This window comes from Bacillus thuringiensis, from assembly GCF_001595725.1.
Classification (GTDB): domain Bacteria; phylum Bacillota; class Bacilli; order Bacillales; family Bacillaceae_G; genus Bacillus_A; species Bacillus_A thuringiensis_K.
The window spans coordinates 703,176-723,026 of sequence record NZ_CP014282.1 but is presented as its reverse complement, the minus strand read 5'-3'; the positions used below and the strand labels follow the sequence as shown (position 1 = coordinate 723,026).

Sequence of the window (19,851 nt, the reverse complement as noted above, 5' to 3'; positions counted from 1 at the left end):
ATTATTATATGTCTAAACCATTAAAGAAAAAATGGAGGAGGTAGAGGGATTCGAACCCCGCGCGATTCTCACCGCCTGTCGGTTTTCAAGACCGATCCCTTCAGCCGAACTTGGGTATACCTCCGAGACATATATTAAATAAAGTGGAGCCTAGCGGGATCGAACCGCTGACCTCCTGCGTGCAAGGCAGGCGCTCTCCCAGCTGAGCTAAGGCCCCATGTTTTTTGGGAATATCGGGAAGACAGGATTTGAACCTGCGACCCCTGGTCCCAAACCAGGTGCTCTACCAAGCTGAGCCACTTCCCGTTAATAAAAGCGCGCCCGAGAGGAGTCGAACCCCTAACCTCTTGATCCGTAGTCAAACGCTCTATCCAATTGAGCTACGGGCGCATATGGTGCCGAGGGCGGGGGTCGAACCCGCACGGGGTCACCCACCGCAGGATTTTAAGTCCTGTGCGTCTGCCTGTTCCGCCACCCCGGCATGTCATATTGAAAATTGGAGCGGAAGACGGGATTCGAACCCGCGACCCAACCTTGGCAAGGTTGTATTCTACCACTGAACTACTTCCGCAAGACATGTATGAGTTATTTTATTAAAAGTGCGGGTGAAGGGAGTCGAACCCCCACGCCAAAGGCGCTAGATCCTAAGTCTAGTGCGTCTGCCAATTCCGCCACACCCGCATATTTCATTAAAATGGTGAGCCATGAAGGACTCGAACCTTCGACCCTCTGATTAAAAGTCAGATGCTCTACCAACTGAGCTAATGGCTCTTAATGGCTGGGCTAGCTGGATTCGAACCAGCGCATGACGGAGTCAAAGTCCGTTGCCTTACCGCTTGGCTATAGCCCATTAATTAAGAATGGTGGAGGGGGGCAGATTCGAACTGCCGAACCCGAAGGAGCGGATTTACAGTCCGCCGCGTTTAGCCACTTCGCTACCCCTCCGACATATATGGTGGAGGATGACGGGATCGAACCGCCGACCCCCTGCTTGTAAGGCAGGTGCTCTCCCAGCTGAGCTAATCCTCCATTTTGCCTGGCAACGTCCTACTCTCACAGGGACAAGGTCCCAACTACCATCGGCGCTAGAGAGCTTAACTTCCGTGTTCGGTATGGGAACGGGTGTGACCTCTCTGCCATCATTACCAGACTGTATTCATTTAAGACAAGAATCATTGTAACTTATTCACTTCTGAAAGTCAACAAGTTTTTTATATTCTTTCAAAACTAGATAACATTGCTACATATTATATGGTTAAGTCCTCGATCTATTAGTATTCGTCAGCTCCACATGTCACCATGCTTCCACCTCGAACCTATCAACCTGATCATCTTTCAGGGATCTTACTAGCTTACGCTATGGGAAATCTCATCTTGAGGGGGGCTTCATGCTTAGATGCTTTCAGCACTTATCCCTTCCGCACATAGCTACCCAGCTATGCCCTTGGCAGAACAACTGGTACACCAGCGGTGCGTCCATCCCGGTCCTCTCGTACTAAGGACAGCTCCTCTCAAATTTCCTACGCCCACGACGGATAGGGACCGAACTGTCTCACGACGTTCTGAACCCAGCTCGCGTACCGCTTTAATGGGCGAACAGCCCAACCCTTGGGACCGACTACAGCCCCAGGATGCGATGAGCCGACATCGAGTGCCAAACCTCCCCGTCGATGTGGACTCTTGGGGAGATAAGCCTGTTATCCCCGGGGTAGCTTTTATCCGTTGAGCGATGGCCCTTCCATGCGGAACCACCGGATCACTAAGCCCGACTTTCGTCCCTGCTCGACTTGTAGGTCTCGCAGTCAAGCTCCCTTATGCCTTTGCACTCTACGAATGATTTCCAACCATTCTGAGGGAACCTTTGGGCGCCTCCGTTACACTTTAGGAGGCGACCGCCCCAGTCAAACTGCCCACCTGACACTGTCTCCCGGGTCGATAAGACCCGTAGGTTAGAATTTCAATACAGTCAGGGCGGTATCCCACCAGCGCCTCCACCGAAGCTAGCGCTCCGGTTTCAATGGCTCCCGCCTATCCTGTACAAACTGTACCAAAATTCAATATCAGGCTACAGTAAAGCTCCACGGGGTCTTTCCGTCCTGTCGCGGGTAACCTGCATCTTCACAGGTACTATAATTTCACCGAGTCTCTGGTTGAGACAGTGCCCAAATCGTTACACCTTCGTGCGGGTCGGAACTTACCCGACAAGGAATTTCGCTACCTTAGGACCGTTATAGTTACGGCCGCCGTTTACTGGGGCTTCAGTTCAGAGCTTCGCTTACGCTAACCCCTCTCCTTAACCTTCCAGCACCGGGCAGGTGTCACCCCTATACTTCGCCTTACGGCTTCGCAGAGAGCTGTGTTTTTGCTAAACAGTCGCTTGGGCCTATTCACTGCGGCTTTCCGTTAAGAAAGCACCCCTTCTCCCGAAGTTACGGGGTCATTTTGCCGAGTTCCTTAACCAGAGTTCTCGCACACCTTAGGATTCTCTCCTCGCCTACCTGTGTCGGTTTGCGGTACAGGCACCTTTTATCTCGCTAGAAGCTTTTCTTGGCAGCGGGGAATCAAAGACTTCGCTCCATAAGGAGCTTCCCCATCACAGCTCAGCCTTCACGATAAGCGGATTTGCCTACTTATCAGCCTAACTGCTTGGACGTGCACAACCAATCGCACGCTTCTTCTATCCTTCTGCGTCCCTCCATTGCTCAAACGATAAAGAGGTGGTACAGGAATATCAACCTGTTGTCCATCGCCTACGCCTGTCGGCCTCGGCTTAGGTCCTGACTAACCCTGAGCGGACGAGCCTTCCTCAGGAAACCTTAGGCATTCGGTGGACGGGATTCTCACCCGTCTTTCGCTACTCATACCGGCATTCTCACTTCTAAGCACTCCACCAGTCCTTCCGGTCTGACTTCACTGTCCTTAACGCTCCCCTACCACTGATACCATTCGGTATCAATCCGCAGCTTCGGTGGTGTATTTAGCCCCGGTACATTTTCGGCGCAGAGTCACTCGACTAGTGAGCTATTACGCACTCTTTAAATGGTGGCTGCTTCTAAGCCAACATCCTAGTTGTCTAAGCAACTCCACATCCTTTTCCACTTAATACACACTTTGGGACCTTAGCTGGCGGTCTGGGCTGTTTCCCTTTTGACTACGGATCTTATCACTCGCAGTCTGACTCCTAAGGATAAGTCATTGGCATTCGGAGTTTGACTGAATTCGGTAATCCGATGAGGACCCCTAGTCCAATCAGTGCTCTACCTCCAAGACTCTTACACTTAAGGCTAGCCCTAAAGCTATTTCGGGGAGAACCAGCTATCTCCAGGTTCGATTGGAATTTCTCCGCTACCCACACCTCATCCCCGCACTTTTCAACGTGCGTGGGTTCGGGCCTCCATTCAGTGTTACCTGAACTTCACCCTGGACATGGGTAGATCACCTGGTTTCGGGTCTACGACCACGTACTAAACGCCCTATTCAGACTCGCTTTCGCTGCGGCTCCGCCTCTTCAGCTTAACCTCGCACGGGATCGTAACTCGCCGGTTCATTCTACAAAAGGCACGCCATCACCCGTTAACGGGCTCTGACTATTTGTAGGCACACGGTTTCAGGATCTTTCACTCCCCTTCCGGGGTGCTTTTCACCTTTCCCTCACGGTACTGGTTCACTATCGATCACTAGGGAGTATTTAGCCTTGGGAGATGGTCCTCCCAGATTCCGACGGAATTTCACGTGTTCCGCCGTACTCAGGATACATTCAAGAGAGAACGAAGTTTCGACTACGGGGTTGTTACCCTCTACGACGGACCTTTCCAGATCGCTTCGTCTACCTCGTTCCTTTGTAACTCCGTATAGAATGTCCTACAACCCCAAGAGGCAAGCCTCTTGGTTTGGGCTATGTTCCGTTTCGCTCGCCGCTACTCAGGAAATCGCATTTGCTTTCTCTTCCTCCAGGTACTTAGATGTTTCAGTTCCCTGGGTCTGTCTTCCTTACCCTATGTATTCAGATAAGGATACCATACCATTACGTATGGTGGGTTTCCCCATTCGGAAATCTTCGGATCAAAGCTTACTTACAGCTCCCCGAAGCATATCGGCGTTAGTCCGTCCTTCATCGACTCCTAGTGTCAAGGCATCCACGTGCGCCCTTTCTAACTTAACCAAACTAAAAATAAAAAATATGAGCTACACTGTTATCTAGTTTTCAAAGAACATACATTTATATATGAGAGATAGTTCTCTCAAAACTGAACAAAACGAAACACGGAAACTTTATTGATGAAGCGTTCATCAATTCTCCATAGAAAGGAGGTGATCCAGCCGCACCTTCCGATACCTTGTTACGACTTCACCCCAATCATCTGTCCCACCTTAGGCGGCTGGCTCCAAAAAGGTTACCCACCGACTTCGGTGTTACAAACTCTCGTGGTGTGACGGGCGTGTGTACAAGGCCCGGGAACGTATTCACCGCGGGCATGCTGATCGCGATTACTAGCGATTCCAGCTTCATGTAGGCGAGTTGCAGCCTACAATCCGAACTGAGAACGGTTTTATGAGATTAGCTCCACCTCGCGGTCTTGCAGCTCTTTGTACCGTCCATTGTAGCACGTGTGTAGCCCAGGTCATAAGGGGCATGATGATTTGACGTCATCCCCACCTTCCTCCGGTTTGTCACCGGCAGTCACCTTAGAGTGCCCAACTTAATGATGGCAACTAAGATCAAGGGTTGCGTCGTTGCGGGACTTAACCCAACATCTCACGACACGAGCTGACGACAACCATGCACCACCTGTCACTCTGCTCCGAAGGAGAAGCCCTATCTCTAGGGTTTTCAGAGGATGTCAAGACCTGGTAAGGTTCTTCGCGTTGCTTCGAATTAAACCACATGCTCCACCGCTTGTGCGGGCCCCCGTCAATTCCTTTGAGTTTCAGCCTTGCGGCCGTACTCCCAGCGGAGTGCTTAATGCGTTAACTTCAGCACTAAAGGGCGGAAACCCTCTAACACTTAGCACTCATCGTTACGGCGGACTACCAGGGTATCTAATCCTGTTTGCTCCCACGCTTTCGCGCCTCAGTTACAGACCAGAAAGTCGCCTTCGCCACTGGTGTTCCTCCATATCTCTACGCATTTCACCGCTACACATGGAATTCCACTTTCCTCTTCTGCACTCAAGTCTCCCAGTTTCCAATGACCCACGGTTGAGCCGTGGGCTTTCACATCAGACTTAAGAAACCACCTGCGCGCGCTTTACGCCCAATAATTCCGGATAACGCTTGCCCCTACGTATTACCGCGGCTGCTGGCACGTAGTTAGCCGTGGCTTTCTGGTTAGGTACCGTCAAGGTGCCAGCTTATTTAACTAGCACTTGTTCTTCCCTAACAACAGAGTTTTACGACCCGAAAGCCTTCATCACTCACGCGGCGTTGCTCCGTCAGACTTTCGTCCATTGCGGAAGATTCCCTACTGCTGCCTCCCGTAGGAGTCTGGGCCGTGTCTCAGTCCCAGTGTGGCCGATCACCCTCTCAGGTCGGCTACGCATCGTTGCCTTGGTGAGCCGTTACCTCACCAACTAGCTAATGCGACGCGGGTCCATCCATAAGTGACAGCCGAAGCCGCCTTTCAATTTCGAACCATGCGGTTCAAAATGTTATCCGGTATTAGCCCGGTTTCCGGAGTTATCCCAGTCTTATGGGCAGTTACCCACGTGTTACTCACCCGTCCGCCGCTAACTTCATAAGAGCAAGCTCTTAATCCATTCGCTCGACTTGCATGTATTAGGCACGCCGCCAGCGTTCATCCTGAGCCAGGATCAAACTCTCCAATAAAGTTAGTTTGTCTAGCATCTAAAATAAAAATTGACGTTTCACGTTGTTTGTTTCGTTCAGTTTTCAAAGAACTTGTCCGTCGCTTCAGAAGCAACTTCATCATATTAACATCTTCATTTTTCGATGTCAACTAAGTTTTAAAATTTCTTTTTTGTCGTTTTCTGCGTTTCCGCATCAGCGACGTTTATTAATATACCATCACACTTTTTAAATAACAAGTGTTTTTTTATAAAAATATAAAAAAATTATCTACCCTACTTTCTTCTATAGAAATAACTATTATCCTCTCTACTAAAAATAGTTATTCTGATTGTATACTACTACACTTCATTCAACAAAATTGAATTTCACAATACCTTCCCAAATTTTCATTCTCTTCTATATTAAGGTTTATAATAATTATCCTTCTATAAAATAACTATACAAATTAGCCGTAAGAAAAAATCCCATCTACATTAAACAGTCACTCACGCGCATTATCCCCTTCCTTCTCATTCGAAAATTCCCCCCTACAAATTAACAACATTCCAATCCTAATATAAACTTAAGGGTATTGTTAGAATTTTTTTACATTTAATTAATGAAAAATATCCATTTTTTGTTATATAGTAAGAAAGGACGCACTCAACTATAAATAAACCAATGGAGGAATTATTTTATGGATAGGTTAACAAAGTTTTCATTAAAAAACCGAGCTGCCATTATCATCATGATCTTTCTCATTTCCATACTCGGTGTTTATTCCGGCTCTAAATTACCTATGGAATTTTTACCAAGTATCGACAATCCGGCAATTACCGTCACAACCTTATCTCAAGGACTCGACGCTGAAACGATGACAAAGGATGTAACTGACCCTCTCGAAAAACAATTTCGCAATTTAGAACACGTCGACACCATTACTTCTTCTACATACGAGGGATTATCACGTATTGACATTGCGTATACATCAAAAGCAAACATGAAAGATGCAGCACGCGAAGTCGAAAAAGCCGTCAATACAATTAAATTACCTAAAGATGTAACCAAGCCCGTAGTTAGTCAATTAAACACTTCTATGATTCCACTCGCTCAAATTACTATCCAGAAACAAAACGGTTTTTCAAAAGCAGATGAAAAACAAATTGAAAAAGAAATCGTACCACAACTCGAAAACATTGATGGTGTTGCCAACGTTATGTTTTTCGGAAAATCCACCTCTGAATTATCTATCGTACTTGATCCGAACCAATTAAAAAATAAAAACGTAACATCACAGCAGGTACTAACTGTTTTACAAGGAAAAGAAACTTCTACTCCAGCTGGGGCAATTACTGTTAATCAGGAAGAATACAACCTCCGCGTCATTGGGGACATAAAAAATGTAAATGCCATTAAAAACATCACTGTGGCACCCCAGGTGAAATTGGAAGACATTGCTCAAATTGAAATTAAACAACACTACGATACAATCTCACATATAAACGGAGAAGAAGGCACAGGATTAATCATCATGAAAGAACCGAGTAAAAATGCAGTTGCCATTGGAAAAGAGATTGATAAAAAAGTTAAAGAGATAGATAAGGAATATAAAGATCAATTTTCTATTAAACTTTTGGCTTCAACCCATGAACAAGTTGAAAATGCTGTTACTAACATGGGAAAAGAAGTAATACTTGGAGCAATCGCTGCAACTCTAATTATCTTAATCTTTTTACGTAACTTCCGAACAACACTCATCGCTGTTGTCAGTATTCCATTATCTATTTTATTAACACTCTTTTTACTACATCAATCTAACATTACGCTTAACATTTTAACACTCGGTGGTTTAGCTGTTGCAGTTGGACGTCTCGTCGATGATAGTATCGTTGTCATCGAGAATATTTTCCGCCGTTTACAAAAAGATTCTTTCTCTAAAGATATCATTCTCGATGCAACGAAAGAAGTCGCAGTCGCAATTACTTCTTCTACTTTAACAACGGTTGCTGTTTTTTTACCTATCGGCCTCGTATCAGGAGCAATCGGAAAATTAATGTTACCTATGGTATTAGCAGTTGTATATTCTATTCTATCATCCTTAATCGTTGCACTAACAGTTGTTCCACTTATGGCTTTTTTACTACTCAAAAAAACAAAGCATCGAAAGCCAAGTTCTTCATCACGATATGTCGCTACGTTAAAGTGGGCTCTTTCTCATAAATTCATTATTCTACTTACTGCATTTTTATTATTTGTAGGATCAATTGCAGCCTATATATTACTACCGAAAGCAAACATAAAATCTGAAGACGACACAATGTTATCTATTAACATGACATTTCCAGCAGATTATAATGCTGAATCTCAAAAACAAAAAGCATTTGATTTTGAAAAGAAATTACTTTCTAATTCAGATATAACAGACGTTATTTTACGAATGGGATCTAGCGCAGAAGATGCACAATGGGAGCAAACAACTAAAAATAACCTCGCTAGTATATTCGTAGTCTTTAAAAAAGGTTCTGATATTGATCAATATATTAAAGAGTTAAAAAAGGAAAATAAAACTTTTGAGCCTGCTGAACTTGATTATATAAAAACAAGTTATTCAAGCTCTGGCGGCGGCAATAACTTACAATTTAACGTAACAGCTACTAACGAAGCGAATTTAAAAGAGGCGGCTACTATCGTTGAAACAAAACTAAAAAGCATGGATGATCTTTCTAAAGTAAAAACAAATTTAGAAGACTCTAAGAAAGAATGGCAAATTCATATTGATCAAACAAAGGCTGAACAACTAGGTTTAACACCAGAAATAGCTGCGCAACAAGTAGCATTCCTTATGAAGAAATCACCTATTGGCGAAATTACAATTAATAACGAAAAAACTACTATTATGATAGAACACAAAAAAGAAAACATTAATAAACAAGAAGATATTTTAAATACAAACATACTATCACCTATTAATGGCCCAATACCTTTAAAAGACATCGCAACTATTTCAGAAAAACAAACGCAAACAGAAATTTTCCATAAAGATGGAAAAGAAACAATCCAAATTACCGCCGAAGCTTCAAATGAAGATTTGAGCAAAGTAAACACAGCAGTAAATAAAGCGATGACTGACTTAGATTTACCTAGCGGTGCAAAAGTAAATATCGCAGGAGCTACTGAATCTATGCAAGAGAATTTTACGGATTTATTCAAAATTATGGGGATTGCAATCGGTATTGTATATTTAATTATGGTTATCACCTTCGGGCAAGCACGTGCTCCTTTTGCAATCCTATTCTCCTTGCCGCTAGCTGCTGTCGGTGGTATTTTAGGATTAATCATTTCACGAACACCTGTTGATGTAAATTCCTTAATTGGCGCATTAATGTTAATCGGTATTGTTGTTACAAACGCTATTGTATTAATAGAAAGAGTCCAACAAAATCGGGAACACGGAATGGAAACAAGAGAAGCCTTACTTGAAGCAGGTTCTACTAGACTACGCCCAATTATTATGACAGCTATTACAACAATCGTTGCTATGCTCCCACTCCTATTTGGCCAATCCCAAGCAGGAAGTATGGTATCAAAAAGTTTAGCCGTCGTTGTCATTGGTGGTTTGGCAGTCTCAACTGTTCTTACATTAGTAGTCGTTCCAGTTATGTATGAACTGTTAGATAAAATTGGGAGAAAAAGACGCTCCCGTAGGAAAATCAGCACTTCTACAGAAACACCTGATATTTAAAAACAAAAGGCGTTATCTTCAAAAATGAAGATAACGCCTTTTCTCTACTTAATCATATAATGCATCATTTTTTCCACATATCGCTCTATAGGTTTACTAGAATCCACAATAAGATATTCATTATTTGAAGGTCTTTTACTACCATTTAACCACTTTTTAAAACCTACTTCCGACTCCACCTTTTCAATTTGACTGATCATACGCTTACGTGTTTGCAGTCTCCTATTAATCTCTTCCATATCATTAAGATAACACTCAATATATTTATATTTCACACCATGTTTATTTGATAGTTCAATCCCTTTTTCAACCATTCCCTCATATAAACACGGACTATCCAATATAACACTATGCCCTTGTTCTAAATAAGAATCAATCAATACCCATTCGGCATCATACGCAAGCCCTCCAACAATCGTTGATTCAATTCCTTTTACTTTTAATGATTTTAACAACGCGGATTTCAAAACATCATGATCTACAATTACAGCACCTGTTGATTTCGCTATATACTTAGAAACTGTCGATTTTCCTGACCCAGGCAAACCTGACATTTGCAGAAAAAACAAATTAAAACTCCTCTCTAAATTACATCTGTTCTTCTTTATAATTAATTACAAATTCAACAATCATTACATCCATTCCTTCTATATTAAAATACAAAAGAACCCCCTACTTATAAATAGAGAGTTCTCCTTTGTAACTTATGCCGCTTTTACCTTCTTCGTCGTTTTACTTTTTCTTTTCGTTCCTGTAAAACGCTTGTGTAATATAGACGCTACCAAGCGTGAAATAACATTGAATAATAATACCATAATAATTAATACAGCTGCAGATTTTGTCGCAATCAACTTCGCATCTGGAATAACTCCTTCAGAATTTAATTTCCAAATGTGAACCGCTAATGTTTCAGCTGGTCTAAACGGATTTAAAGGATGCGCAGGACTTGAGAAATCCGCTGCTGAATTTAAAATCGGCGATGTTAAACCCGCTGTGTAAATTAATGCTGCCGCTTCTCCAAATATACGACCCGCCGCTAAAATAATACCTGTAATAATTTGCGGTAATGACGATGGGATAATAATACGAGCAATCGTTTGCCACTTCGTTGCACCTAATCCAAGACTTGCCTCTTTTACATTATGAGGAACTTCTGAAATCGCATTTTCACAAACACGTGTTAAACCTGGTAAATTTAAAATAGTTAAAGCAAGAGCACCACCCATTACTGTGTATCCCCAGCCTGTCATTGTAACGAACACTAACAAACCGAATAAACCAACAACAATCGAAGGTAAAGACGCCATTGTCTCAATACATAAACGAACAAAATTTAAAAAACGTCCTTGTTTTGCGTACTCCGCTAAATATATTCCAGCACCTAAACCAAGAGGAATAGATATAACAAGCGTTATAACAAGCATGTAGAAGGAATTGAATAACTGTGGACCAATCCCACCACCAGCTCTTGTATTACTTGGTTCTCCAAACAAGAAATTAGGATCCCAAAATCCCCATCCCTTTTGCAGAATTTCAAACACTAAGAATACTAGTAAAGCTACAACAAAAGCTGCAACTGCATAAAAGATACCTGTCCAAACTTTATTTACCGTTCTTGCATTCATTATTATCGCTCACCTCTTTGCCCAATCGCTCGAATTACTAAAATAAACAGGAATGAAATAACAAGTAAAATCATCGCTAAAGTCCATAGCGCATTGTTCCAAGCAGTTCCGTTTAATGTATTTGTCATGTCCATTGTCAAAATACCAGTTAACGTTGCTGTCGGACTGTATATTCCTTCTGGTAATTTAATTGTGTTCCCGATTACCATTTGAACCGCTAATGCTTCACCAAAAGCACGCGCTAAACCTAAAACAATACCTGTTAAAATCCCTTTTTTCGCAGCAGGAACAATCACTCGGCTAACCGCTTGCCATTTCGTTGACCCTAAACCATAAGAAGCTTCTAAATAATCAAATGGAACAGAGCGTATTGCATCAGAAGCGATACTAGCAATAGTAGGTAAAATCATAATACTTAATACAACAATACCTGCAATTAAACTAAAGCCCACTCCTCCAAACGAATCACGTAATAGCGGCACTAAAATCGTAACCCCTAATAACCCGTATACAACCGAAGGAATACCAACTAATAATTCTAAAACAGGCTTCAATACTTTATTTCCAAACTTCGGCGAAATTAAATTCATGAATATAGCAAGAGCTATAGCAATTGGCGCACTAATAATAACCGCACCTAACGAAACCACTGTTGAACCTACAATGAAAATCAAAGCCCCGAAGGTTCCTTCGTCAGCATTTGGATTCCATTTTGTGGATGTTAACATCTCAGTAAATGAAATACCGCTTTGTGTAAAAGATTGAATACCTTTACCACAAATAAACGCGATAATAGCTAATGTAATTAAAACAATAAAAATACCACAAAACGTAACAAGCGATCTTCCTATATATTCACTTTTTACGTAATTAATTTGTTTTTTCCCCTTCATCACAGGTCAGACCCCACTTCATAGATTGAAATGAACAGGACTGGCCTTGCAGCCAGCCCCATAAACTTTATTACTTATTTAATTTAGACATTGGGATGTAACCCATATCTTCTACTTGCTTTTCAAAGTCTTTACCTTTTACATAATCAATGTAAGCTTTTGTTGCTTCTTTCGCTTCACCTTTTGTTACCATGTACTCGTAAGACCAGAATGGATATTTACCAGACGAAATGTTTTCAACTTTTGGTTCAGCACCATCAATTTTCACTGTTTGTAGTGCACCTTTTTTGTCGCCAACCATGTAAGACATCGCTAAATAACTTACTGAACCTGGAGTAGAGTTAATCGCTTGCTCTACTGCACCGTTAGAATCTTGTGTCGTACCAGTTCCATCATTAATCTTTGCTTCTTTCATAACTGTCTTTTCAAATGTAGCACGTGTACCAGATGAAGCCGGACGGTTAATTACGTTGATTTTTTCATCTTTCCCGCCTACCTCTTTCCAGTTTGTTACTTTTCCAGTGAAGATATCTTGTACTTGTTGCACTGTTAAGTTATCAACTTTTACATCTTTATTTACGACAAGTGCGAATGCAATACCCGCAACCTTGTTATCTACTAATTCTTTCGCTTTTTCAGCATCTTTTATTTTATCTCCTGATGGAACATCTGAATTACCAATTTGTACTGCACCCGATGCTACTTGGTTAATCCCAGTTCCACTACCGCCACCTTGTACTTGAATAGAAACTTTTGAATTTTTCTCCATGAATTTCTTTCCAGCTTCCTCCGCAAGAGGTAGAAGAGCTGTAGAACCAGCTGCTGCAATCGTACCTGATAACTCTTGTTTTGTATTATCGCTTCCTTTAGCAGTTTCTTTACTAGCTGTATCTTCTGCTTTCCCACATCCAACTAACGCTCCTGCCACCACTAAAGCTGCTAAAGAAAATTTAATACCTTTTTTCATAACCATGTCTTGTACCCCCATTTGGATTATCGCTTTTCGAATTCATTTTCTTTCGAACACAAATTCATTGTAGGACAACAATATTATGTGAGTGTTAAGCAATTTTTAATTTTAAGTAAATGACGATAATACTCTTTAAAAGCTAGGAATCCCAACATTTATAGTTAAAGAATCCAACAAAAACCACACTAACTATGCTGTAATGTAAATTTATTCTTAACAATGTAAATTCAATGTAAATGTTTTTCTATCTTTTCCCTTTCTAGTTAAAGTTAGATTTACAATTCCGCGCATTTTGTAACTTTTACACGCCTAATTTGTGAACATTAAAAAGAATTTCAGTAATATTTTTTAGTACAACTAAATAAATTGGAACAATTCTAAAATTAAATGAATATTTTTAAAGTACTAATTGACAACATAATCCAACGTGGTCTACTATATTACTAACAAAAAGTTTACCTTAGGAAACTTTTTAAACTTAAACTAACAATATAGAGATGAGGTAACTTTTATGGTATCGGCTAATACAAAACCACTTTCCGAATTTAGAACAGGAGAGTTTGTACAAATTGAGAAGATACAATTAGAAGGAACTATGAAACGACGTTTATTAGATTTGGGATTTATCCCTGGGGCAACGATTAAAGTATTGCAACGCAGTCCACTTGGAGATCCAGTTGCTTATCAAGTAAGCAACACAACTATTGCACTGCGCAAAGAAGAAAGTTCCCTTATTTTCGGGGTATTAATAGGAGATGATTTCAGATGAGCAAACATCGTATCGCTTTAGCTGGTAACCCGAATACCGGGAAAAGTACATTATTTAATACTTTAACAGGCTTAAAACAACATACTGGCAACTGGACGGGAAAAACTGTTTTAAAAGCTGAAGGGGAATATGAACATAACGGAAGTAAATATACATTAATAGATTTACCTGGAACTTACTCACTATATTCAAACTCTGCGGATGAAGAAGTAGCAAGGGATTATATTATATTTAAAAAACCAGAAGTAACTGTAGTCGTTGTAGATGCAACTGCAATGGAAAGAAATTTAAATTTAGCACTTCAAGTGATTGAAATGACGAGTAACGTAGTCATTTGTATTAACTTAATTGATGAAGCTGAGAAAAAAGGCATCGTTATCGATGAAAAGAAATTAGCAAAATCACTTGGTGTGCCTGTCGTTAAAATTTCAGCACGTAACCGAGTAGGTATTGGTCATTTGCTGAATGTTATTGCAAAAGTAGCAAATAAAAAACTAATTCCAACACCAATTAAAATTACTTACAGCGAAAAAATCGAAAATATGATTCAGGAATTAGAACCACAAATTTATAAAGTGTTCGGTGATACGTATCCAGCACGTTGGATTGCGTTACGTATACTAGATGGAGATAAAAATTTCTTAACTACACTTCAAAAACACCATAATGAACCACTTGTAAGGGAGGTCGTAATTAATGGAATCTCACTCAGCCAGTAAAGCTCTTCCATTAGACTATATTATTCAACATGCACAAACACTTTCAAAAGAAGATATACGAGATGATATAGTCGGAGATATTTACCGAACATCTGCAAGCATATGTAAAGAATCCGTCCAATATACAAATACTGATAAATTATATCGTTCCGAAAAACTAGATAAAGTTTTCACATCTCCAATATGGGGATTCCCAATTATGCTTGGTATTTTATCTATTATTTTTTATCTTACAATTGCAGGCGCTAACGTACCATCTGATATGATTGCCGAATTCTTCGGATGGGCCGAAGGATATTTAACATCTTGGTTCCAAGCAGCACATGCACCTGAATGGTTACACGGCATTTTAATACTTGGTTTATTCCGTGGTATCGGTGCTGTTATTAGCGTTATGTTACCACCTATGGCAATCTTTTTCCCTATGTTCGCGCTATTAGAAAACTACGGATACTTACCACGTGTCGCGTTTAATATGGACCGCTTATTCAAACGATCCGGTGCACACGGGAAACAATCTTTAACAATGGCAATGGGATTTGGTTGTAATGCAGCAGCCATTATGTCAACACGTATCATTGAATCACCACGTGAACGTATGCTAGCAATCTTAACAAACAACTTCGTACCTTGTAACGGTCGCTGGCCTATGTTAATTTTAATGGCCTCATTATTTATGGCTGCTGGTTATACAGGTAGTATGCAAACACTTGTTACTGCCGGCGTTGTAGTTGGAATGGTTGTAATTGGTATTATTATGACATTAACCGTTTCTTGGGTACTATCAAAAACAGCTTTAAAAGGCGTTCCAACTCACTACACACTTGAGTTACCGCCGTACCGTAAGCCAAAGGTTTGGAATACAATTGTGCGTGCAACACTCGATAAATCAGTCTATGTTTTAAAACGAGCTGTTGTTGTAGCTGCCCCTGCGGCTGCATTAACTTGGTTACTAGCTAATATTTTCATCGGTGATACAAGTCTACTTATGTATTTTGTAAACTTCCTGGATCCATTCGCTAAAATGTTAGGACTTGATGGCTTTATTCTAGCTGCGTTCATTCTTGGACTACCAGCAAATGAAATTGTTATCCCAATTTTATTAATGTCTTACTTATCAACCGGGGCTTTAACTGAAATAGATGATTTTAATCAAATTAAAAATTTATTCTTAGAAAATGGTTGGACTTGGTTAACAGCGTTAAACACAATGTTGTTCTCACTTCTTCATTTCCCATGTGGAACAACACTGGTTAACATATATAAAGAAACAAAAAGTGCAAAATGGACATTCTTATCGTTTGCAATCCCTACCGTTATCGCTATTGTTGTGACATTCCTCTCTACACAATTGGTACATTGGTTAGGGCTTGTATAAAGCAAAGCATACATAGAAGGTATCCCCCTTCACATATGCTTTGTATAAAAGAAACCTGAAATCATTCAGGTTTCTTTTTTTGCACATCAGTATTCCAAGGTTGCGCTCCATACGTTGTGAGTTTCTTATGAATAAAGTATATGGCTCCTGGAAGAATCGCTATTAATATTGTGCAACTAATTCCTAATCCAGTAAACAACTTCCATCACCTTACTTCACTTTCTTTGGTAATGCTGAACCTGAATGTTCAATTGTTGGATCAACGTGAACATTAATTTCAGCATTACTAAAATAATTCTGACCTTGATCCCAATTCTTACTAATTTTCTTCCACTCTTTATAATTATGCCTCTTATATACCTCTCCTAATTCCAATACATCTACCTTATATTTTTTTTGAACAAGCTGTATAGACTTTTCAATACGCTTCTTCATTTCCTTTGAAATCTCTTTCTTTAAAAACTTTTCATTCATCACTTGTTTCGGTTCATTAAAATGTAACTCAGCTAATATGCCTTCTGTGGACAAATGAATATCAAACTTCGGTTTTGTAGCATTTTCAGTAGACACCTGAATCTTTCGGCGCAACTTATGAATTTCATATGTAATGAGCTGATTCTTTTTACGAACAGTAAAGAAACCTCCAATTTTTTTACCTATTACATAGTTCATTCCTAATGTTTGTTCTCCACTCAAAGTTCCAACGCACTTATTATCCTTTCCACGGATCAATGCCGCTCCTTCCATTTGTACTCCTTGTTTAGTTAATCCTAAGAGAGGTAATGCAAAACTTCGATCTGCGATCATTTTCCCTTGTACCTCACCAATTCTCGCCGCCTCAATCATTTGAGCGTTTTTCGGAGGATGTTCAGCTAACATATCAATGTACTGCGCCGGTAAGTTTTCAGGTTTGGCGCTCTGTTTTAAAATAGATTCTGCATTTTTCTTGGAAACGAACAAACGAATATTTCTTCTCATTTCATGATCACGAAAATATACATCTAACGTATTTTGCAAAACATACGGATTCGCTAGTAATTCATCCGAAAAAATAATGACTTGTATATGCGGAAAAAATAATGTTCGACTAATTTTTTTAGCAATTATTCTTATTTGCTCGAAGACGCTATCTGCTTTCGCACTTACGTTAATATAATTTTCACTATCTCCATCGCCCTGTCCACCTTGTTGTGCTAACTTACTGGGAAGTACCATCTGATACGTCCCTTTCATAATCGGATTTGATTTCTTTTTCTTCACAATATCGTAAGCTGCGCCTACTACAAATCCTCTTTCTTCTATTTCTTCTAGTTCAGAACACCCACTTATAAATCCAGCTAAAACCATAACCATTATAATTTTAAGAAGGTTTTTCATTTCTACCATTCCTTCTTTTCATTTTATATACAATAAAAACTAGCAAAGGAGCTAATACGACAAACCCCATATCTATCCACGCTAAATACGTTCCGTAACTTGATAACGTATCTAAATTACCAGGGAGCATATTCAGCATAAAAATCAGAGGCGCGCTTCCGAAAATAAAAATATGTTTCTTCACTTTCGGAAACATGGCACAAAACAATAAAGATGCGACGTCATAATACATTGCTGTAGTGTTATAAATAGTAATAATCCAAGTCGTAAAAAAAATTGCATCGAACCTTTCTAAAAAGCCTCCACCAATTTCAATTTCTTTCCCTAATTCAATTGTTGGATATGTCAATCCACGAGTTGTCATATACGTAAAAACACTAATACAAGTTACATAAATTAAAATATATGAGAGCACATTTACTATCACGGCTTTTGCAACTGCCATTGGTGCCTTTTTCGCTGTCTTATCATTCAACAACACAGCATAAAACAGAGCTACCTCAAATCCAATAAATGTGAATATAGAATTTTTAACCCCAACAGCGTACTGACTTACTTCCGTTTGAAAAGCTGGAAATAAATTGTTTATTTCCATTAAATTTATATTCAATAAAGAAAGAAGCACTATCGCAATTAAAACAATAGGTAAAAATAGAACATTTAACCTTAATAAGGCCGCTCTTGATCCTGCTATTCCGTAAATAACAACTAGTAAGAAGAAGAAAGACAGTAGTTGTATCGGTGTCTCACTAAATAAATACGTTTGAGAAATAATTGAAATCATTCGCGATTCATATGCTGTCAAAGCAGCAAACGTTAATACTAAAACCATACTAATCGTGTATGCTACCGGCTTTGTCAAATGTGCACTCGTATATTGAACAAAGTTTTGTTTTGGAAATAAAATAGCCACCCTCGTTACAAACCAGCCTAAAACTGCACATATCAATCCACCCAAAAGCAAAATAATCCAACCATCTGAAAATAAAGTTTGGTTAGCAATATCCCTTGGCATAGATAATGCTCCTATACCAATAATGGTCGATGATACCGCAAACCCAATTTCCCGAGATCCAATTTCTTCATCGCCATACTCAAATGGTTTCAATTATTTTCGCTCCTTTGGACGTACTGTAGAATCTTTCGTTTGTAAATATTCCGGTCTCTCTTTCAACATTGATTTTGGCATGCGAATAAACTCCTCTTTCCAATCTTTATAAAATGCAGGAGCAATTGGAGTTGTATACGGTACACCAACACTTGTTAAATTTGTAATATGAACAGCAAGCGCAATAAGAGCTAGAATGATTCCATACAACCCAAAAGCCGTTGCTGCTAATACAAAGACGAAAAGTAAAATCCGAAACGTAATTGTGATGCTATACACTGGAAGTGAAAATGTAGCAATAGCTGTAACCGCAATAATGATAACTAAAAATGGATTTACAATTCCTGCATTCACCGCTGCCTCTCCAATTACAAGACCACCTACAATCCCAATTGTTTGCCCCATCGGTTTCGGCAACCTAATTCCTGCTTCTCGTATTAGCTCCATCGTTAATGCCATCATTAACGTTTCAATATATGCAGGAAACGGAACCCCTTCTCTTGCTCCAGCAATTGAATAAGCCAATTTAGAAGGAATAAGTCCTTGATGATATGAGACGAGCGCTACATACATCGCTGGCATTAAAATCGCAATTATACCAGAACCCATCCGCAAAATTCTTAATAAAGTCCCAATTACCCAGCGCTCATAATGATCTTCCACAGATTGAAAAATATCAACAAATACTAATGGCGCAATAAGAGCAAACGGTGATCCATCCACTAAAATAGCCGCCTTACCTTTCATTAATGAGGCCACAATATTATCAGGCCTTTCTGTGTTCAAAAATTGTGGAAACGGTGACAAATTATTATCTTGAATTAACTGCTCAATCGTTCCCGTCTCAAAAACGACATCTGTCACTATTGATTGAAGACGCCGATCTAACTCTTTTACAATGTAAGGATTAATAACGTCTTCTACATATACTAAAGTTACTTCTTTTTGGGATCTCTTCCCTATAATATAAGATTGAAATCTCAGCTTTGGGTCACGTAAACTACGGCGAATTAACATTTTATTCACGTTAATATCTTCATTTAATCCGATCCTCGGTCCACGTATTAAATCTTCTGTCACTGGTGGTTCTAAACTTCTCTTCTCCCAAGCCCTACTATTAATAACGATAGCAGTTTGAATATTATCAATTAATATAACTGTATCTCCCGCTAAAATCGCATTCATAATGTCTGGAAACTTCGTCTTTACACCAACTTCTGCGATAGAAATAAAACGATCCAATAACGTTTGAACAACGGCTTCCTCACTTGGAATTTCTTCGTATTGCAGCGTACGAACGACATATTTATAAACATTATCCTTGTCTGTTAACCCACATAAAAACACAACCGCACAACGTGTAAAACTCCCAGCAAGAGCAACTTCTCTAATTGTTAAATCATTAGGTGAACCTAACTCATCCCTAATTTCTTTCATAACTTCAAATAAGTTACCTTCAAGCTCTAACAATTTCCCCACCTAA

Annotated in this window: 11 protein-coding genes, 11 tRNA genes and 3 rRNA genes; 4 read left to right on the top strand and 21 right to left on the bottom strand. The window is 39.9% G+C overall.

The genetic code is table 11. The features are described 5' to 3' along the window. Nucleotides 1-32: 32 nt before the first annotated feature. The 14 genes from AXW78_RS03600 to AXW78_RS03535 form a co-directional block, all read right to left on the bottom strand. Nucleotides 33-124 (bottom strand) — tRNA-Ser (locus tag AXW78_RS03600). Nucleotides 125-144: 20 nt separating this feature from the next. Further along, nucleotides 145-217: transfer RNA gene (locus AXW78_RS03595), tRNA-Ala, on the bottom strand. Nucleotides 218-233: 16 nt separating this feature from the next. Further along, nucleotides 234-306 (bottom strand) — tRNA-Pro (locus AXW78_RS03590). 10 nt (nucleotides 307-316) lie between these two features. Then, nucleotides 317-390: transfer RNA gene (locus AXW78_RS03585), tRNA-Arg, on the bottom strand. Nucleotides 391-393: 3 nt separating this feature from the next. Beyond that, nucleotides 394-481, bottom strand: a tRNA-Leu gene (locus tag AXW78_RS03580). Nucleotides 482-497: 16 nt separating this feature from the next. Beyond that, nucleotides 498-571, bottom strand: a tRNA-Gly gene (locus tag AXW78_RS03575). 29 nt (nucleotides 572-600) lie between these two features. Continuing rightward, nucleotides 601-681 (bottom strand) — tRNA-Leu (locus tag AXW78_RS03570). A 14-nt stretch (nucleotides 682-695) separates the two neighbouring features. After that, nucleotides 696-771 (bottom strand) — tRNA-Lys (locus AXW78_RS03565). A 4-nt stretch (nucleotides 772-775) separates the two neighbouring features. Continuing rightward, a tRNA-Gln gene (locus AXW78_RS03560) sits at nucleotides 776-850 on the bottom strand. Between the two features lie 11 nt (nucleotides 851-861). After that, a tRNA-Tyr gene (locus tag AXW78_RS03555) sits at nucleotides 862-945 on the bottom strand. A gap of 8 nt (nucleotides 946-953) precedes the next feature. Then, nucleotides 954-1,029, bottom strand: a tRNA-Val gene (locus tag AXW78_RS03550). Nucleotides 1,030-1,034: 5 nt separating this feature from the next. Then, nucleotides 1,035-1,150: ribosomal RNA gene (gene rrf / locus AXW78_RS03545) — 5S ribosomal RNA — on the bottom strand. Between the two features lie 101 nt (nucleotides 1,151-1,251). Beyond that, nucleotides 1,252-4,162, bottom strand: a 23S ribosomal RNA gene (locus AXW78_RS03540). A 142-nt stretch (nucleotides 4,163-4,304) separates the two neighbouring features. Further along, nucleotides 4,305-5,826 (bottom strand): 16S ribosomal RNA (locus AXW78_RS03535). Together the 16S, 23S and 5S rRNA genes with 11 tRNA genes alongside form the textbook arrangement of a ribosomal RNA operon. A gap of 658 nt (nucleotides 5,827-6,484) precedes the next feature. Here AXW78_RS03535 and AXW78_RS03530 point away from each other — a divergent pair. Then, nucleotides 6,485-9,529 (top strand): efflux RND transporter permease subunit, encoded by a 3,045-nt coding sequence (locus AXW78_RS03530; RefSeq protein WP_061883786.1) that lies wholly within the window; start codon nucleotides 6,485-6,487, stop codon nucleotides 9,527-9,529. A gap of 44 nt (nucleotides 9,530-9,573) precedes the next feature. On the opposite strand, the gene AXW78_RS03525 is transcribed toward AXW78_RS03530, so the two are convergent. From AXW78_RS03525 to AXW78_RS03510, 4 genes are all read right to left on the bottom strand, one after another. Continuing rightward, on the bottom strand, nucleotides 9,574-10,098 hold the full coding sequence (locus AXW78_RS03525; RefSeq protein ID WP_061883785.1) for a P-loop nucleotide/nucleoside kinase family protein: 525 nt from the start codon (nucleotides 10,096-10,098) through the stop codon (nucleotides 9,574-9,576). A 135-nt stretch (nucleotides 10,099-10,233) separates the two neighbouring features. Beyond that, nucleotides 10,234-11,154, bottom strand: a complete 921-nt coding sequence (gene pstA, locus AXW78_RS03520; protein ID WP_000994135.1) for a phosphate ABC transporter permease PstA — start codon at nucleotides 11,152-11,154, stop codon at nucleotides 10,234-10,236. 2 nt (nucleotides 11,155-11,156) lie between these two features. Further along, on the bottom strand, nucleotides 11,157-12,047 hold the full coding sequence (pstC, locus tag AXW78_RS03515) for a phosphate ABC transporter permease subunit PstC (protein WP_000676674.1): 891 nt from the start codon (nucleotides 12,045-12,047) through the stop codon (nucleotides 11,157-11,159). Between the two features lie 70 nt (nucleotides 12,048-12,117). Next, on the bottom strand, nucleotides 12,118-13,020 hold the full coding sequence (locus AXW78_RS03510; protein WP_000245105.1) for a phosphate ABC transporter substrate-binding protein PstS family protein: 903 nt from the start codon (nucleotides 13,018-13,020) through the stop codon (nucleotides 12,118-12,120). 508 nt (nucleotides 13,021-13,528) lie between these two features. Between AXW78_RS03510 and AXW78_RS03505 the strand changes: the two genes are divergently transcribed. Genes AXW78_RS03505 through AXW78_RS03495 form a run of 3 tightly spaced genes read left to right on the top strand, consistent with a single transcriptional unit; the run spans nucleotide 13,529 to nucleotide 15,883 of the window. Beyond that, complete coding sequence (locus AXW78_RS03505) at nucleotides 13,529-13,786, top strand: FeoA family protein (RefSeq protein WP_000252992.1); 258 nt, start codon at nucleotides 13,529-13,531, stop codon at nucleotides 13,784-13,786. Continuing rightward, a complete protein-coding gene (locus AXW78_RS03500; protein WP_061883784.1) occupies nucleotides 13,783-14,505 on the top strand; it encodes a FeoB small GTPase domain-containing protein in 723 nt (240 codons plus the stop codon). The genes AXW78_RS03505 and AXW78_RS03500 overlap by 4 nt, the downstream gene beginning before the upstream one ends. Beyond that, a complete protein-coding gene (locus tag AXW78_RS03495) occupies nucleotides 14,483-15,883 on the top strand; it encodes a nucleoside recognition domain-containing protein (protein WP_000443617.1) in 1,401 nt (466 codons plus the stop codon). The genes AXW78_RS03500 and AXW78_RS03495 overlap by 23 nt, the downstream gene beginning before the upstream one ends. Before the next feature lie 210 nt (nucleotides 15,884-16,093). On the opposite strand, the gene gerLC is transcribed toward AXW78_RS03495, so the two are convergent. From gerLC to gerLA, 3 genes are read right to left on the bottom strand one after another with little or no spacing between them, the layout of a single operon-like run. Further along, nucleotides 16,094-17,260: a spore germination protein GerLC gene (gene gerLC / locus AXW78_RS03490; RefSeq protein ID WP_000793363.1), complete on the bottom strand. Its 1,167-nt coding sequence runs from the start codon at nucleotides 17,258-17,260 to the stop codon at nucleotides 16,094-16,096. Then, nucleotides 17,244-18,368, bottom strand: coding sequence for a spore germination protein GerLB (gene gerLB / locus AXW78_RS03485; protein ID WP_000801999.1), 1,125 nt, complete (start codon nucleotides 18,366-18,368; stop codon nucleotides 17,244-17,246). Before gerLB ends, gerLC begins: the two co-directional genes overlap by 17 nt. Further along, on the bottom strand, nucleotides 18,369-19,847 hold the full coding sequence (gene gerLA / locus AXW78_RS03480; RefSeq protein WP_003300032.1) for a spore germination protein GerLA: 1,479 nt from the start codon (nucleotides 19,845-19,847) through the stop codon (nucleotides 18,369-18,371). Between the last annotated feature and the right edge of the window lie 4 nt (nucleotides 19,848-19,851).

Coding starts and splice junctions, on each gene's coding strand:
- AXW78_RS03530 (WP_061883786.1), top strand. CDS start 6,485: ATGGATAGGTTAACAAAGTTTTCATTAAAAAACCGAGCTGCCATTATC.
- pstA (WP_000994135.1), bottom strand. CDS start 11,154: ATGAATGCAAGAACGGTAAATAAAGTTTGGACAGGTATCTTTTATGCA.
- pstC (WP_000676674.1), bottom strand. CDS start 12,047: ATGAAGGGGAAAAAACAAATTAATTACGTAAAAAGTGAATATATAGGA.
- AXW78_RS03510 (WP_000245105.1), bottom strand. CDS start 13,020: ATGGTTATGAAAAAAGGTATTAAATTTTCTTTAGCAGCTTTAGTGGTG.
- AXW78_RS03505 (WP_000252992.1), top strand. CDS start 13,529: ATGGTATCGGCTAATACAAAACCACTTTCCGAATTTAGAACAGGAGAG.
- AXW78_RS03500 (WP_061883784.1), top strand. CDS start 13,783: ATGAGCAAACATCGTATCGCTTTAGCTGGTAACCCGAATACCGGGAAA.
- AXW78_RS03495 (WP_000443617.1), top strand. CDS start 14,483: ATGGAATCTCACTCAGCCAGTAAAGCTCTTCCATTAGACTATATTATT.
- gerLC (WP_000793363.1), bottom strand. CDS start 17,260: ATGAAAAACCTTCTTAAAATTATAATGGTTATGGTTTTAGCTGGATTT.